At 30.5% G+C, this 17,225-nt stretch carries 11 protein-coding genes; all 11 read left to right on the forward strand.

Annotated features, from left to right (window positions below):
* Nucleotides 1–177 precede the first annotated feature (177 nt).
* The 11 genes from Q0838_RS13385 to Q0838_RS13435 all read left to right on the forward strand — a co-directional run bounded on the left by Q0838_RS13385 (nucleotide 178) and on the right by Q0838_RS13435 (nucleotide 16,955).
* Nucleotides 178–2,436: a hypothetical protein gene (locus Q0838_RS13385; protein ID WP_298956154.1), complete on the forward strand. Its 2,259-nt coding sequence runs from the start codon at nucleotides 178–180 to the stop codon at nucleotides 2,434–2,436.
* A gap of 583 nt (nucleotides 2,437–3,019) precedes the next feature.
* A complete protein-coding gene (locus Q0838_RS13390; protein WP_298956156.1) occupies nucleotides 3,020–3,568 on the forward strand; it encodes a hypothetical protein in 549 nt (182 codons plus the stop codon).
* 799 nt (nucleotides 3,569–4,367) lie between these two features.
* Complete coding sequence (locus Q0838_RS13395; RefSeq protein ID WP_298956158.1) at nucleotides 4,368–5,117, forward strand: hypothetical protein; 750 nt, start codon at nucleotides 4,368–4,370, stop codon at nucleotides 5,115–5,117.
* Nucleotides 5,118–5,450: 333 nt separating this feature from the next.
* Nucleotides 5,451–5,681, forward strand: a complete 231-nt coding sequence (locus Q0838_RS13400; RefSeq protein WP_298956160.1) for a helix-turn-helix transcriptional regulator — start codon at nucleotides 5,451–5,453, stop codon at nucleotides 5,679–5,681.
* The gene (locus Q0838_RS13405) at nucleotides 5,665–6,615 is read left to right on the forward strand and encodes a hypothetical protein (protein WP_298956162.1); all 951 of its coding nucleotides are present in this window, start codon (nucleotides 5,665–5,667) and stop codon (nucleotides 6,613–6,615) included. The genes Q0838_RS13400 and Q0838_RS13405 overlap by 17 nt, the downstream gene beginning before the upstream one ends.
* Nucleotides 6,616–6,663: 48 nt before the next feature.
* Entirely contained in the window at nucleotides 6,664–8,667 is a 2,004-nt protein-coding gene (locus Q0838_RS13410) for an N-6 DNA methylase (RefSeq protein ID WP_298956163.1), read from the forward strand.
* Between the two features lie 396 nt (nucleotides 8,668–9,063).
* Nucleotides 9,064–11,802: a DNA methyltransferase gene (locus tag Q0838_RS13415; RefSeq protein ID WP_298956165.1), complete on the forward strand. Its 2,739-nt coding sequence runs from the start codon at nucleotides 9,064–9,066 to the stop codon at nucleotides 11,800–11,802.
* A gap of 165 nt (nucleotides 11,803–11,967) precedes the next feature.
* Nucleotides 11,968–13,836 carry a hypothetical protein gene (locus Q0838_RS13420; protein ID WP_298956167.1) on the forward strand — a complete coding sequence of 623 codons (1,869 nt, stop codon included), beginning with the start codon at nucleotides 11,968–11,970 and terminating at the stop codon, nucleotides 13,834–13,836.
* A 168-nt stretch (nucleotides 13,837–14,004) separates the two neighbouring features.
* A complete protein-coding gene (locus Q0838_RS13425) occupies nucleotides 14,005–14,559 on the forward strand; it encodes a hypothetical protein (RefSeq protein WP_298956168.1) in 555 nt (184 codons plus the stop codon).
* A gap of 208 nt (nucleotides 14,560–14,767) precedes the next feature.
* Nucleotides 14,768–15,625 (forward strand): hypothetical protein, encoded by an 858-nt coding sequence (locus Q0838_RS13430; RefSeq protein WP_298956170.1) that lies wholly within the window; start codon nucleotides 14,768–14,770, stop codon nucleotides 15,623–15,625.
* 4 nt (nucleotides 15,626–15,629) lie between these two features.
* A complete protein-coding gene (locus Q0838_RS13435; RefSeq protein WP_298956171.1) occupies nucleotides 15,630–16,955 on the forward strand; it encodes a site-specific DNA-methyltransferase in 1,326 nt (441 codons plus the stop codon).
* Nucleotides 16,956–17,225 lie beyond the last annotated feature (270 nt).

Here is a 17,225-nt window from a genome sequence, read left to right on the forward strand (position 1 = left end):
TATCTTGACCTTCTATTTGCTGCATATTCAATGTTTTAAAGGCGTTAATATACGGCAATTAAATGACTAACTCAATTTATTAATTTAATAGGTTACTTGTAATGAATTTTTTGATAAAACAATCAACTACACACTGTAAAAATAAATACTACTTTTAGACAAAATAATTTGAGCTTTATGAAGAGAGAAATAATATTTTATGCTTTTACCTTTTTATCTATTAATCTTTTTTCTAGTTGTGATTTTAAAAAGGAAACTAAACAAGTTACTCCTGTAATTACAAGCCCTGCACTCAATGATTCTGTACTAGTTAAAAAAGAAACTGAGCTACAAAATAACGAGAAGTATTTACAAGAAGTACATACCACAATCGATTCTGATAAATTCTCTGATATTATTACTGAAAACGATAGAATTAAATTAAATATTTTTTTACCTATTACAAGAGTTGAAAAATATAAAAATTTAGGAGATGAATACTTTGCCGTTTTTACTGAAGATAGGGTAATACCTAAAAGTCCTGATTTCCCGAACTCTCGCATCAACTTTTATTTGTTAAAAAAACTTAGTAACGATAACAATTCTAGCAACAATTACGAGATAGTTAATAAATTTTCAGAAAATTATCCAGTTGATTACTACGGTGGATACGACGTAAAATATAAATTTTTAAACCATGCTTGTAATTTTGATACGGTAGACGATAATGGTATGATAACTCCTATAATTTTTACGCAAGAAAACATTATCGAGTATGGCACAAAAAAGACATCTATCTATGTTTTTTCTAACGAAAAAATGATAAAAATAGAGATTAATAATAAATTAGAAGGAACTAACAGCATTCGTGTTTCTCCTTATTTTTATACACTTTCCAGCACCATTCAAAATAAAGTAAAGCAAACTATAGATAACCTAAATAGTATTTACACACCATCTTATACAGATGCGTATGAAGATAACGAGGCGTATATAGGATTTGATGGATTTTGGGATGCAAAAAAATGTTTTTGGAATGGTACGACAGCTTATCATATTTTTAAAGAGAACCCATTAACCACTCATACGGTACAACTTCCTACAGCAGCATCTTATTCGTTAGAAGATTTAAAAAACATGTATGAATCTACATTTCCCGCATCACAAGACATTGGTCTTGATTTTGGATTATCTGATGATCTAGAATTGCACTCTGGCGAAATTCACAACAATTTAGACCTCCCTATTATATTACCAGACTATAAACATGAAAATATTTATGTATCTGATAAGAATGAAATTTTAACACAAACAATGTATGAGCATCAGTTTTTAGAACTAGACCCTAAAGTTGTAGAACTCTATGATGACAATAATATTAATTATAATTTAAAAGATGGTTATCATGTTGCAAAATGGGACTACCAAAATGGATGGAAAAGTGAAAACCTTCCATTATTTCCAGAAGAAATGCAAGAAGGTAAATATATTGCCTACAGTAAACTTAGTTATTTTGATGGAGAACAAGAACAAGCTATATATTCTAAAAAACACATTTTAAACTATATAGAGCCTAAAAATAAAACTAAAGATAAAGAACTTTTAAAGTTGCAAGTAAAATACGACTCTATCTACCCTACGTCAGAAGATTTACAAATAGATACCGGTATTAGTTATTATAATAAAACTGGTTCCTTGCACCTATATCAATACATGCCATATATTGAAAACGTCTCTAAATTACCCATAGATACAAACGGATCTTCTTTTGTGTTTTATTTTATTAATAATAAAGAAGAAATCTTTAAAAAAGAAGTCACTAATGCTTTTTACAATGTTCTAGCACATAACGAAAGTGATATTTTAGGAGATAGTTATTTTACTCATTTAGTTGACGACTACTGGGTAGAAAATAACATGATATATGATGCTCCCATAATAAAAGGATTAGATAAGGAGGAATACTTAATTTATTCAGCACTTATTTCTAATACAGGCCATTCATACTATTCAAAAAAGGAGTTTATTAACTTTACAAACACAGCGCTATATAAAAGTCAAAAAACAGATTTACAATACCAATCTTACCCAGAATTTAAAAAAGAAATAACAGAAAATAAATCAATTAAAGGAGAGCAAGAAAACAGTTCGAATTGTTTCAATGTAAAATCTACCGATAACCTATACAGCATAACAACCTGTTATTATCCTAAACAATTTAAAAACAAACAATTATATAGCATCTTAAAATATTCTAATATAGATGTAACAGACAAACTTATACAGCAACTACCTAGAAGAGATACTATTTACCTTACTAGACATAATGATAAAGTATCCTTTAATATCCCTAAAACAACTAGAGACACCCTTAAAATAGACCTGAACACCACCCAATATCATATATATATAAAAGATAATTTTCCTGTAATAGAAAAATACTTTAGGTTAAATTAAGTCGATTTTTAAAACGGTAAGTAGAAAGAATATACAAGCAAAATTAACCAAAAATATAATTACAACCAGTCTGTCTATAAAGAAACAAATTCTAAAAATTAAGTCTAGTTGCCCATAAAAAGAATAAAAAACAACTCGCAAACCACGTGCTTAAAACTGTTAATTTGATAATCTTAGTTTGTTATAAGTAAATGTTAACATTTGCTCAAAAATAACTTTTGTAAAAAAACAGATCCGTTTCATATTTAAAACCGTGACCAGGTCGTGTATAATTATGACTTAGTTAAGTATCTATGTGACGTACTTTATCACACCACTATTCATACACGAGCACGTCCAGCTTTAAAATGTATACTAATTGAGTTTAATAACAGTCCACCACATATACACTATCATTAATAACGGACTCTCTAGAGATTTAGTTTAAAATTAATGACACATTCCTAGAGCTACTAGTCAGGCACACTAATTATAAAATAATTTGTACCTTCACATCTAGAATGATAAATAAAATAACAGCACGCCTAGAAAAAGCCTTACACGCATTATACCTCTTGCTCTTACTGAAAAATTAAGAAAAATCATGGAAAAATTACTTTCTAAAAAGTTTTATACAAATTTAAATGATCTTTTAACCACACGCGTAGAAAATGAATCTAACAAATTGACTCTTCAAAAAGTTGATTGGGAAAAAGAAGCTGAAAATTGTTTCATTTACCTTACACTCTTCTTAGGTCAAGTAAATATAGAAAAACTTAAAAAAAACAATATTGATAAAATAGGTGTAATAGACATATGTTGGAATGAGTATGGAAGTGATATTGAAGTTGATTTTATGCCAGATAATAATTTTGAAAATGCTTTTGCAAATGGTTGTTTAATGAATGATTCAGCAATAGATAATGATAACTTCTTCAAGACCTATTTTGATGTTAATGGCGAGAACGCGTGGGAGCAAATCGGTGACGACTATCATCAAATCATTCTAATATTTTATTATATCATTGAAGATATAATTGCTGCTGTTGCCCGACAGGAAGAATTTAAAAATCTTCCAAAAAAATCACCTTGTCACATTGGTTTTGCATCATTTCACGATGAAGAGCGAACTAAAATATTTTCCATAAAATAAAATCCTGTACTATGTAATAAAAATAACGGAGAGTATTCAATAATTCAACTCTATCGATAATTATTACCTGTTGCCGTAGTTCTACACTATAAAACTTTAATTTGTTCCTATTGCATACTAAATTTACTCTATTCCATAGCCATGAAAAACATAAAGCCATCTATAGGATAAAATAAATGAAGCACTTTAAGAATCCCTAATTACTTATTAGCCTGATTCCAACAAAGGTCTAGAACACCTCTATCGCCATATACCTATGCCTGTCATGATATTGCAAATAAAGACATCTCCTTCACCACCTTACATTTTCAGCGCAATCTAGAAAGTTTTACCATGAGTTTTAACTTGAACACCTATAGATCGCAGAAACAGCAGGTTCTTCTTAACAGGGAATAAATCGACTGCACTGAGCCGTATGAAATCAGACCAGCGCAAACAGCCAGACCCAACATTTTAATACCTATTAAACAGCAGCTCCTACCCTACAGTCTAGATACATAATACATAAGATAGTAAAATACCGCTTGCGCGAAAGCAGAACACCCAACCAACTCCTTACACCATCACACACACCTATTATACCAACCAGTTGTGTTGGTCTTTTTTACACCTAGAAATAATAGAAGCACTAGCCGATATTAAACGTTTAATTAAAAAAAGTTCTCATATACACCTAAAATCGCAATACATAAAATTTCACAAAAAAGTTCTCATATACACCCCATAAGGTATAGTTAGTTAATGGTTTTTATGTATATTGCTTATATATAACAGTTAGCCACAATACGAAAACAGAACTATGAAGAAGATTTTAGGAGCCATTTTAATTACATTTTTAGTAAGTTGTAATTCAAATTCAAAAACGGAAAAACAATTACTTCAAAAGGAAAATGAACTTTTGCAGAGAGAATTAGAACTGACAAAAAAAGAACAAAACTCTGATTCCAAAGAAGTTGAAATAAATAACCCAAAGGAAATTGAAAAACCGAAAGAAACCGCAAAAACTGCAATAAAATCGGAAGAACAAGCAAAACCAATTAAAAAACAAACTGGTTATACTTTTGACAATTTTCACATTTCAGAAAATCGAGTTGGAATTTTCTCTAAAGGAATGTCTATTTCTGATGTTTATAACACAATCCCGAAACTACAAATTAAGAAAAAAGTCGGATATGGAGAATTTGCAGACGACACTTATGACGATTATGAGATTTATGACTCTAACGGAAAAAAGATATTGGTTTTAACGCCAAAACAGAGCGGAAATACAAACTCGGAAATCAATCGAATTTTAATTTTAGACAAAAGATTTAAAACAACAGAAAAGATTGGTTTAAATTCAACTTTTGGAGATTTAGCAAAGTTTTATTCTACCGACAAAATTTCGCCTGATATGGAACATATTGTAATAGATGTTAATCATATTAATGCTTGGTTTTCTATTAAAAAAACCGAGCTTCAAGATGGTTGGTGGAATGGAAATGGAATTGAAAAATCAAAAATTCCGAGCAAAGCAAAATTTGATGGAATATCAATTTGGTGGAAATAAGTACTGTGGCTAACACCGTATATAATTTATTGCTGGCTTATTGCCTACTTACGAAAGTCCTAGCGGCCTTTCTTGGTCGGTAATTATTTACTAAATTAGTTGCTTGAAACACGCAACAAACCATATACAAAAACGTTGTAAGTAATGCGGAAATCGTGCTAAACATCAACATTTGAACTGAAAAACCAGCCGCATATTTTAGCACTTTCGGTTTTTGCCAACACACAATTCCAACGCTCAAAAAACCAAAAGAGCTAAAATTTCCCAACGCTCGAATAAAAATGAGGACAATTGACCGTTGTACAACTGTCTACATATTTCCATTTTTGTAAAATGAATTTGCAAAGAAAATTTGGACTTGTATTAAAAGAACTTCGACTTGAAAAAGGACTTTCTCAAGAGTCTTTAGCTAACCAATCTGATATTGACAGAACCTACATAAGCGACATAGAAAAAGGAGAACGAAATATTTCTCTAAAAATAATTGAACGACTTTCCGAAACACTTCAAATTTCTCTTTCAGAACTTTTTAAAAAAATAGAGGAATATGGAAAGCACGAATGATTATATCAAAAGAAAATTTGGAGTAGATGAACAAAAGTTTGTTGAAGTAATGAAAATGAGCCCAGGAGCCGAAGGATACATTCACGGTTCTTTAAGCGAATTATTATTTAAAGATTTTATTGAATCCATTGGATTTGAAGCTTATCGCATTAAAGAAAAACCTGAAGGTGGTTATAATGCAAAAAGTGATGATGCAAGAGGAGATTTTTACATCAGAAAAAAAGGTAATACAAAAGATGAATGGTATGTGATTGAAAATAAAGGAATAAAAACAAACACAGAAAAACACCTTTTTACTTTAGACACTAAAGACAAACTATACAGACACTTAAAAAGTCTTGCTTTTCCTAAAGCAGACTATCTTGAAAAAGCGTATGAAAATGGCTTTAACAGATACACAAAAGCAAAGGAAAAGTGGGAAGCTAAAAATGTAGGTAAAAAATATCCTGATTTTAAATGGGATAAAAAAACACCTGGAGCAAGAGCTTTTAATTTAATTGGATATTGGGAAAATGTAAAAGAATTACGGAAATGGGTTGACAGTCTTGACGAAAAATCATTAACTACGGAATCTTATCTAAATTTACAAGGACCAATTAGAATGCTTGCAACTCACGCACCAAGCAATAGAACAGCACCTTTTACTGGCATAAAACAAGCTGCACCTTTAGTAACAGAATTTAATATTATGTGCGTTGATTTATTTCAAAGAATTGGAGTGCATAAGTTTGTCTTTATGAATCCTAATAACATTTCTCATTCGCCAACAAGTCCTGAACATTTATATCAAAATTATCATATTGACTATATTATTCCGGGAATAAAAGATGATTTAAAACTACAACATCCTTGGTATGAAGATATTGAAGAATGCATTAAACAAACTAATCCTATTCCTCGAAAAATAGAGGAATCACAATTAGATTTAAGATAATTTTTTTATCACACATTTGTGTCTATATTTGTCACAAATGTGTGATATATGAAATTAAATTCAGATTTTGAGTTAACAAAGACAGATAAATTATTAAGAAAGTTCGAAGAAATTCACAACTTTATTTATGCAAATGATGGACTTTCAACTCAACAAACTTTAGAAGAGTTTATTAAAATACTCTTTATCAAAGTAATAGACGAAAAGAAAAAAGATAAACAATTCTACATCGATGAAGCAGAATTCGAGCAAATAAAAACTTCAAGAAAATCCGAACAATTACTTCAAAGAATAAACAGTCTTTTTTCAAGTACAATAAAAGAATACTCTGATTTATTCGACAAAGGAGATAGAATTAAATTAAGTCCTTTATCTTTAGCTAACACCATAAATAAATTACAAGACTTTTCTTTAATTAATTCTTCAAATGACGCCAAAGGTTTAGCATTTCAAAAATTCTTATCTCATCAAGAAAAAGATGGTAGAGGACAATTTTTCACACCTGAACCTATAATAGATTTTTGCGTAAGTATTATTCAACCTAAACCAAACGAAACTATAATTGACCCAGCTTGTGGAAGTGGTGGTTTTCTTAATTCTTCATTTAACTATATTTTAAATAATAATAAAAATGTAAATGTAGAAAAAGTAGTTTCAGAGAATCTTTACGGTTTAGACATTAATAAAAGTATAGCAAGAATTGCAAAAATGAAATTGCTTCTTGAAGCAAATGTTGAAACCAATGTAAAATGCATCAACTCTTTAACAGATTATGATGAAGTCCTTTTGAAAGTGAAGGTTGACAAAGCATCTAAAGGGTTTGATATTGTTTTGACAAACCCACCATTTGGAACTGCTGGCAAAATATCTGACAAAAAAATACTCTCTTCTTTTGATTTAGGTTACAAATGGAAAAAAACAAATGACAATGAATTTATAAAAACTGATAAACTTCATACTGGTCAAGTAGCAGAAATATTGTTTATAGAAAGATGTATTGACTTATTAAAGGAAGGTGGAAGAATGGGAATTGTATTACCAAATGGTCATTTTGAAAATCCATCTTTAGAATATTTAAGATACTACATTAAACAAAGAACAAAAATATTAGGAATAGTAAACTTACCTCAAGAAACATTTATTCCTTATGGTACTGGTGTTAAAACCTCACTTCTATTCATCCAAAAAGACACACCAAATGTAGATAGAAAATACCCATTGTTTTTTAGCCAAATAAGAAAAATTGGCTATCAAGGAAATAAAAATGGTAGTCCAATTTACCAAAAAGATGATTTTGGTAAAATATTACGTGACGAAAACAAAAACCCATTGCTTGATGAAGATTTAACTACAGTAATTGGAGACTACAAAAAGTTTCACAAAGCTAAAAATATAGAAACTGACAATTCATATTCAATCGAATACAATGAATTAAATGGACGTTTCGATTATGATTATTATTCACCAAAAAACAGAAAATTAATAGAACTAATAGAAAAAAATAATGCAGTTCGTTTATGTGATGTTGTAGAAGTTATAAAAAGTAAAAGTAAAAAATTAGCAAATAAAAATTCGACTGTAGAATATGTAGAATTGTCTGATGTTAATACACCTTCATTAGAAATTATAAATTCAACAGCAATGTCAGTTTACGAATTACCAAGTAGAGCTTCTTATGAGATAAAAAAAGGAGATATAATAACAGCAATAGCTGGTAATTCTATTGGTTCAAGAAAACACGCAACTGCTTTGGTTAACTCGGAATTTGATGGTGCAATTTGTACAAATGGATTTAGAGTTTTGCGAAATTTTAAAATCGACCCATATTATTTACTTTATTATTTAAAATCTGAATATTTTCTTAATCAAATTTCAATGTTAAGAACTGGAGCTGCAATACCGAATATTTCTGATAATGATTTCAAAAATTTATTGATTAGTATTCCAAATGAAAAAACTATGAAAGAAATTAGCAAAAAAGTAAAAAACTCATTTGAATTAAGAGAAAAATCAAAAAGTGAACTAAATAGCATTGAATATAAATTAGCATAAGCCAACGCTCAAAAGCCATACACATTTGCAATTCGCTTCAGCCAACACACAAGCCCAAAATTACAAAAGAGTATGTCTTGCCAACGCTCACATTTCAACTAAATAAGAAACATCGGAAAACCAAAATGAAAAAAGCACTACTTACAACAACGTGTATAAAACATAGCTACTACAGGCTTTCCAAGAGGTTTTTGCTTATTTATTAAGTACGCCAAATTTTTATTTTTGTATATTTAGGAATTAAAAGATAAATAGAAAAAATAAAAATTCGGCTCGTGCTAAATCCGAAAAGTTAGTGTCTTTTTACACGCTACGTTTCATACACAAGACCGTTGTACCCAATGCCGAAAAAAACTGAATTCGAGAATCAAACAAACCAAAAAACAAAATAACTGAATGGCATTAAGCTGGAACGAGATAAAAGATAGAGCCTTAAAATTTTCAAATGAATGGGCAGATGAGACAAAAGAACGTGCTGAAAAAGATAGTTTTTGGAACGACTTTTTTAATGTTTTTGGAATATCACGCAGACGAGTTGCCACATTTGAAGAACCTGTCAAAAAACTAAGTGGAAACCAAGGTTTTATTGACCTCTTTTGGAAAGGCACTTTACTTGTTGAACATAAATCAAAAGGGAAAAGTTTAGACAAAGCTTTTGAACAAGCAACTGACTATTTCCCTGGACTAAAAGAACACGAACTACCAAAATATATTTTAGTTTCAGATTTTGACAAAATCAAATTATTTGACCTTGACGAAAATACAGAACATGAATTTCACGTTTCTGAATTGTATAAAAATGTAAAACTCTTTGGCTTCATTGCTGGTTATCAAAAAAGAACTTTCAAAGAAGAAGACCCTGTAAATATAAAAGCGGCAGAATTAATGGGTAAACTTCACGACCAACTCGAAGAGTTTGGTTATGAAGGTCATCATTTAGAAGTATATTTAGTTCGCTTGCTTTTTATTCTTTTTGCAGATGATACAAGTATTTTTGAGAAAGACATATTTAAGGAGTTTTTGGACCAAAAAACAAATGAAGACGGAAGTGATTTAGGTGCATTAATGGCTCAATTTTTTCAAGTACTAAACACACCAAAAGAAAAACGTCTTAAAAACCTAGACGACCATTTAAACCAGTTTCCTTACGTCAATGGTAAATTGTTTGAAGAAACTTTACCAATAGCATCTTTCAATTCTAAAATGCGTAGCATTTTATTGGAAGCATCCGCTTTGGATTGGGGGAAAATATCGCCAGCAATTTTCGGTTCGCTTTTCCAAAGTGTAATGAATCCAGAAGAGCGAAGAGATTTAGGTGCACATTATACTTCCGAGAAAAACATTTTTAAACTTATAAAACCACTATTTCTTGACGAATTAAGAGAGGAATTTGAAAAAGTAAAATCTAATTCAAATAAACTTAAAGAATTTCATCACAAACTTTCTACTTTAAAATTTCTTGACCCAGCTTGTGGAAGCGGTAACTTTTTAATTATTACATACAGAGAATTAAGATTATTAGAGATTGATATTTTAAGAGAACTGTTTAAGAAAGGAGAACAGGTATTAGATGTTTCGTCTATTCTTTGGTTAGACGTTGACCAATTTTATGGCATTGAGTATGACGAATTTGCATCTAAAATTGCAGAAGTTGCTATGTGGTTAATTGACCACCAAATGAATATGCGTGTTTCAGAAGAGTTTGGACAATATTTTGCTCGTTTACCATTAAAAAAAGCTGCCAAAATTGTACACGCAAATTCTTTACAAATAAATTGGGAAGATGTAGTATCGAAAAATGAACTATCATTCATACTAGGTAATCCACCATTTTATGGCTCTAAAAACCAAACAAAAGAGCAAAAGGAAGATATGAAATTAGTCTTCGGTAATCTTAAAGGTGCTGGTGTTTTAGATTATGTTTCAGCTTGGTATTTAAAAGCAGCAAAATTTATTGAAAGTAAACTAATAGAGGTAGCTTTTGTTTCAACCAATTCAATAACTCAAGGAGAACAAGTATCTATTTTATGGAATGAATTAATCAATAAGTTCAAAATTTCAATTTATTTCGCCCATAGAACATTTAATTGGAAAAATGAAGCAAAAGCAAATGCAGCTGTTCACGTTGTAATAATTGGCTTTGGCAACACAGATAAAAAAACTAAAAAATTATATCAATACGAAGACATTAATGGAGAGCCTCACGAAATTATAGCTAAAAACATTAATCCATATTTAGTGGATGCTTCTAATTCTATTGCAATTTCAAGGAGTAAACCTTTATGCAATGTAAAAGAAATAGTAAGAGGTAGTGAAAGTACTGACAAAGGAAACTTTATGCTGACTGAAGCGGAAAAAGATTTCTTATTAAAAAACTACCCTAACAGTAAGTTATTTGTTAAAAAATTTCAAGGTGGTGGTGACGTAATTAATAATAATATGAGGTGGTGTCTATGGCTAAAAGATGTTCCAGTTTCCGAATATCGAAACATTCCTTTGGTAATGGAAAAAATAAAAGCTGTAAGAGACTTTAGATTAAGTAGTAGTAAACTACGTACTCAAAAATGGGCTGAATTTCCAACTTTATTTTCCGAAGATAGGCAACCAAATTCAGAGTTTTTAGTGATTCCAAAAGTCTCTTCCGAAAGGAGAAAATATGTTCCTATAGGATACTTAATGCCTGACACCATAATAAATAATACTGTTTCAGCTCTTACTGATGCCAATACATATTATTTTGGTGTTATAACCAGTTTAATGCATATGACTTGGTTAAAATATACTTGTGGCAGAATGAAAAGTGACTATATATATTCAATTCAGATTGTGTATAATAATTTCCCTTGGCCTTTCAATCCAAGTGATAAAAACCAAAAGAAAGTAGAAAATAAAGCGCAAAAAGTATTAGATGTGCGTGCTGAGTTTCCAAATAGTAGTTTAGCCGATTTATATGACCCATTAACTATGCCACCTAAATTAGTAAAAGCACATCAAGAGCTGGATAAGGCGGTTGATTTGTGTTATAGGCCACAAGCCTTTACGAACGAAAATGCAAGAATTGAATATTTATTTGACCTGTATAATCAATATTCAGAACCATTATTGAACGATAAGAAATCGAAAAAAAAGAAATAAAGCACTGGGCACAACAACGTATATAAAAAATAGCGGTTTTAGTGTCTAAAGAAAAGATATATAATAAAATAAAGATCAGTTATAAACCGAAAAGTTAGTGGCTAAAAATCCGCTACTTTTCATATACAAGACCGTTACCCAACATTTAAACCAACCATTGAACATATGAACAAAAAATCTAAAATCTCAAAAAAAACTTGGTGGATATTTGGGCTTGTTGGACTTATTTATGGACTAACCAAAGAAGATACGATTTGGATTTATATTGGAGTAGTTAACGGACTTTTTTGGGGTTGGATTTTAGGGTTGATTTTTGACTATATCATTAATTCGCTATTTTATCGCGAAGAAATTCAAAACATCTCAAAACCGACAGTCGTTCAAAAATCTAAAGTAATTGTAAATAAACCTTCTAATCACAACGATTATAAGCCAAAACCTTTAGAATATAAAACTAAAAAAGAAACTACTGTTATTAAGGAACCTTCTATTGATTACAAACCAAAAACAAATCCACCTAAAGTAAAACAAACTGAAAAACCTATAAAAAAGGAAAAATTACCTTTTCCTATTAAAGAAACAAAAAAAGAAGTAACAGATATTAAATACGTTAATTACGATTTAAAATTTGCAGAAAGTGAAAAGGACTTTCCAATAATTAAAATACCAAATAAAAACTGTGTTGTTCGTTCACATAGAATAGGTTCTACAAAAAGAAGAGGATTTAAAGAGGATTCTTTCCAAAAAGCTGTTGAATATTTCTTTGCCGAAAATTTTATAATTTCGGGCAACATTAGATTAAATACAGGAAAAAACACAAGACCATTTGAACCTGATATTGCTATTATTGATTCTTCCAATAAAAACATTAGAATCGACATTGAAATTGACGAACCTTACGCAGGAATTACAAGGCAGACCACACATTGCATTGGAGATGATATAAATCGAGATAACTATTTTAAGGACAGAGGTTGGATTGTTATTAGATTTTCCGAGTATCAAATACACACTCAAGAAAAAGAATGTTTAAAATATATTGCTAACATTATATCTTTAATAAAACCATCCTTTAAACTACCAACCGAGTTAAATTCAGTTGACAAAATCACTAAAGAAACTGTTTGGGATGTCGTGCAAGCGCAAAAATGGGAGAAATCAAAATATAGAGAACAATACTTAAATCACGAGTTCAAGAAACTTAAGGAAAGAACAGAAACTTTAAAAAGAGATTTTGATAACCAAGAAACCGAAGAAGAAAAACTTGTAGTTTCTACTTCCTTTGGTAAAGAAGATACTGGAAAAAATATTAGTTTTAACAACCAAAATAAACACATTAAAGATAAGCGAATAAAATTCTATTCCGAAAAGCACATCTACACTATAGATGGAGTTCCAGCACCATCAGCAAGCACAATAATTGGTCGATTTTTTCCAGAATTTGATTCAATTTATTGGTCAAATCGTAAAGCTTCATCTTTAGGAATGACAGCAAATGAAGTTGCCAAAATGTGGGCAGATAAGGGAAAAAAAGCAAGAGATAAAGGAACGTTTCTTCACGAACAAATTGAAAATTACTATTTAGGTATTGACTACGAAGAAACAGAAGAATTTGACCAATTTCAGAATTTCATAAACGACCACAACGATTTAGTACCCTATCGTTCCGAATGGAGAGTTTATGATGATAGTTTGAACATTGCAGGAACTATTGACTTAATTGTCACAAACGGAGTTAATCACGATATTTACGATTGGAAACGTAGTAAGAAAGTTGTAAATACTTTTAGTGGACAACCAATTGAACAGAATCAATGGCAACAAGGTGTAGGAGGTTTAAGCCACATTGATGACACGAGCTACAATAGATATTGTTTACAACAAAGTTTATACAAGTATATTCTCGAAAAAAATTATGGATTGACGGTCGATAATATGTATTTGATTGTGATGTATCCCGAAAATGACAACTATTACAAAGTTGAAGTTCCGTATCTGAAAAAAGAAATTGAGTACATATTAGAAACTGTATAAAAAACGTTGGGTAACAACGTGTATAATTAATGGCTAGTTCTCGCCTACTTACGAAAATCCTCGCGGATTTTCTATTCAGTTTTTATTTGCTAAATTAGGTGCTTAAACACGCCACTAATCATACACAAAACCGTTGTACATAATTAAAAACCGAACTCAAAACATACTGTGAGTAAGAGAAAAAAAATAAGAACTAATAAAAAAAGACTGCAGAAAAAGGAAGGAAAAAAATCTGACAGACCATTTGTCATAGGGTTTGGAATATTTATGTGTTTAATATTTTTGTGGGCTCAATTTTCTAATAATGGAGAAATAAGCGAATCTGAATTATTAACTATCAACGGAAAACTAAACTCTGAATTAACACAGGAATATTCTGGTGGAACTCAAAAAACATATTTTTGGACTTTCTTACTCGAAAATCAACCAGTAAAATTTTCAATTGGAGGAATTGCTAAAGTAAATTTTAAATCTGAACTATTTAAAAACACGGAAACAAACCAATCTGAAATTACTATAAAGGTTAATAAAAAAACATACGAAAAAGCAATCAATGAATCAAAAAGCAAGGCAGTTGGAATTAAATACTTATCATCAAATCATCGAAAATATTTTGACTTAAAAGATTATAATAAAAATAGAGAATCCGAAATGGAATTTTCATATATCTTTTTAATAATTGGAATTGGAGGAATAATTTATAGTTTAAGAATGAATAAATAACTATGTACAACACCGTGTATAATTAATTGCTTGGTTATAGCCTACTTACGAACATTCCTGCGGAATATTCTATCTGTGATTTATTTGCTAACTTTAGTGCTTAAACTACGCAACTAATCATACACAAGCACGTTAGCCACAATTATAAAAACACTCGAACTACGTAAGAAAAAAATCAAATAACTATCTTTAGCAGAAATTAAAATGAATGAAAAAATTTAGTGATTATAAAGAAGATGGTGCGAATTGGATAACTCTTGCTTCGGGAGAATATTATCCTGATATTTTAGTAGATGCTTGTAATCTTTATCATCCTGTTCTTGAACTATTTAGTCAACTTCTCAAAAAATCTGAAAGTCCTTCAAGATTATTTATGCAGATTGCCGACACAAAACAACCTTGGATGAGAATCCAACTTTGTCGCATATTTAGAAAATATGTTAGTCCGAATACACCTGTTGAAATGCTAAAGAAAAAAACAAAAGCTAAATGGATATGTGACCAATTCGGAAAAGAATTTAGACCAATTGTTGAAGTTCAGAAAGCCTTTCTTTCAAGACCAATGCCAGATGAGGCACTTTGCGCACTATTATGGGAGTATAAAAGTAGAGGTCAGAAAGGTTATGATTTAACAGAAAGAATGTTTGAACTTTTAAGAAGTAAATTTCCTGACCTTGACATTACTGGTCCAGAAAGAGCTGGACGAGATATTAGATTAGGCGATGTCTTTGAGGATTATCCAAAAGCCGATAGACCTGTTGATTTTATGATAAAAGAAGGAGATGATATTTTAGCTATTGGATTTGCAAGATATGATGGAGACAGAGGTGGCTCGCAAGAAGATGACAGAACTGGCGGTTACAGAAATGCTTCTAATGAACTTTTGGCTTATGCTTTAGGCAAAGACTTACGAACTAAAATCATTTTTGTTAATGATGGTCCCGGTTTGCTTCTAGGTTCAATGTGGAATGACTATAGTTATATCGAAGACCATTCAGACGACATACTAGTCGTTACTTTGAGAATGATTATGGATAGATTAACCTACGAATGGCTAAAATCTTAAGACTATGGCGACAGGAATAACAAAGAAAAACTGGCAAGAAGAAACTACAATTATAACGGATGAAAGTTTCGATGGTTCTTTTGGTTATGAAATCCAATATAAAGGTAAATCTTCGGCAAGCGAACTTATAAATAAACTTCCCGAACAAAACTATAGTAAAATATTCGGAAATGGAGAAGATAATTTACTCTTTAATGGAGATAATTTAGATGTTTTAAAACACCTAATTCACGAGCGAAATTTAAAGAATAAAATTAAATTGATTTATATCGACCCACCTTATGGAACTAATAGTGTTTTTCATTCAAGAAATCAAAAAAGTTCGTATAAAGACGATTTAGTTGGAAGTCATTTTATAGAGTTTATAAGAAAAAGACTTATTCTCTTGCGAGAACTTTTATCTGATGATGGTTCTATTTATGTCCATTTAGATAATAATATGACGTTCGAGATAAAACTGATAATGGACGAAATTTTTGGAGCAAAAAATTTCAAAGGTTTTATATCTCGTAAAAAATGTAGTAACAAAAATTACACAAAAAACACTTACGGAAATATTTCCGACTACATATTATTCTATTCAAAAACCGAAAATTATATCTGGAACAGAGCAACATTAGTTTGGACAGATGAAAAAATGAAAAAAGAATATCCTTGTATTGATGAGAATACAGGCAGAAGATTTAAGAAAGTTCCCATTCACGCACCTGGAGTTCGTAATGGAGAAACTGGAAAAATGTGGAAAGGAATGATGCCACCGAAAGGTAAGCATTGGCAATACCTACCAAGTAAACTAGATGTTTTTGATAAAAATGGAGATATATATTGGTCAGCAACTGGAAATCCAAGAAGAAAAGTTTGGTTTGATAAAAATAAAGGAGTTGCAGTTCAAGACATTTGGACTGATGTTCAAGATTCAGTAAATCAAAACGTAAAAATTACAGGATATCCAACAGAAAAAAATCCGAACTTACTTGAGAGGATAATAAATGCATCTTCAAACGAGGGCGATTATGTTTTAGATTGCTTTGCTGGTTCGGGAACAACTTTAGATGTTGCAGGACAGCTTAAAAGGAAATGGATAGGAGTTGACAATAGTTCGGAATCAATGAGAAACATTTTTAAAAGATTTTTCAAAGGATTAAAACAAATGGGCAATTTTAATATTAATAAAAACCCGAACAAGGATGAATTAGACCAAATGAAACTTTTTGAGCCAACAGCGAAGTATAATTCTGATTTATCTAAAACTATGGATTTTGAATTTTATGCAGATAGTAGATTCGAGGATGATGCATTTGGAATTTACGAAGAATATCGGGAAGAATAACTGTGGCTAACAACGTATATAGCTCATAGCTAGTCAGTTGATTAAACGAAGTTAAGGCATATTTGCTAGTCCGCCAAATTTTTTAATTTGACGATTTCCAATAAAAAAGATAAATAGTAAAATTTAAAAATTTGGCTCGTGCTTCATCCGAAAGTAATTTCATAATTTGCACGCTACGAGCCATATACAGAGACGTTGCAAAAAATCAAAGATTTCGCAACATTGAAATTCACCGATTCATTTATATCTAGGATTATAATAGTTGTGTTA

Source organism: uncultured Nonlabens sp., assembly GCF_947495285.1.
Classification (GTDB): Bacteria; Bacteroidota; Bacteroidia; order Flavobacteriales; family Flavobacteriaceae; genus Nonlabens.

Excerpts from the sequence above, each read along its gene's own strand:
- Q0838_RS13400 (WP_298956160.1), top strand. The coding sequence starts at position 5,451 with ATGAATTTGCAAAGAAAATTTGGACTTGTATTAAAAGAACTTCGACTT.
- Q0838_RS13435 (WP_298956171.1), top strand. The coding sequence starts at position 15,630 with ATGGCGACAGGAATAACAAAGAAAAACTGGCAAGAAGAAACTACAATT.
- Q0838_RS13395 (WP_298956158.1), top strand. The coding sequence starts at position 4,368 with ATGAAGAAGATTTTAGGAGCCATTTTAATTACATTTTTAGTAAGTTGT.
- Q0838_RS13415 (WP_298956165.1), top strand. The coding sequence starts at position 9,064 with ATGGCATTAAGCTGGAACGAGATAAAAGATAGAGCCTTAAAATTTTCA.
- Q0838_RS13410 (WP_298956163.1), top strand. The coding sequence starts at position 6,664 with ATGAAATTAAATTCAGATTTTGAGTTAACAAAGACAGATAAATTATTA.
- Q0838_RS13430 (WP_298956170.1), top strand. The coding sequence starts at position 14,768 with ATGAAAAAATTTAGTGATTATAAAGAAGATGGTGCGAATTGGATAACT.
- Q0838_RS13385 (WP_298956154.1), top strand. The coding sequence starts at position 178 with ATGAAGAGAGAAATAATATTTTATGCTTTTACCTTTTTATCTATTAAT.
- Q0838_RS13390 (WP_298956156.1), top strand. The coding sequence starts at position 3,020 with ATGGAAAAATTACTTTCTAAAAAGTTTTATACAAATTTAAATGATCTT.
- Q0838_RS13405 (WP_298956162.1), top strand. The coding sequence starts at position 5,665 with ATGGAAAGCACGAATGATTATATCAAAAGAAAATTTGGAGTAGATGAA.
- Q0838_RS13420 (WP_298956167.1), top strand. The coding sequence starts at position 11,968 with ATGAACAAAAAATCTAAAATCTCAAAAAAAACTTGGTGGATATTTGGG.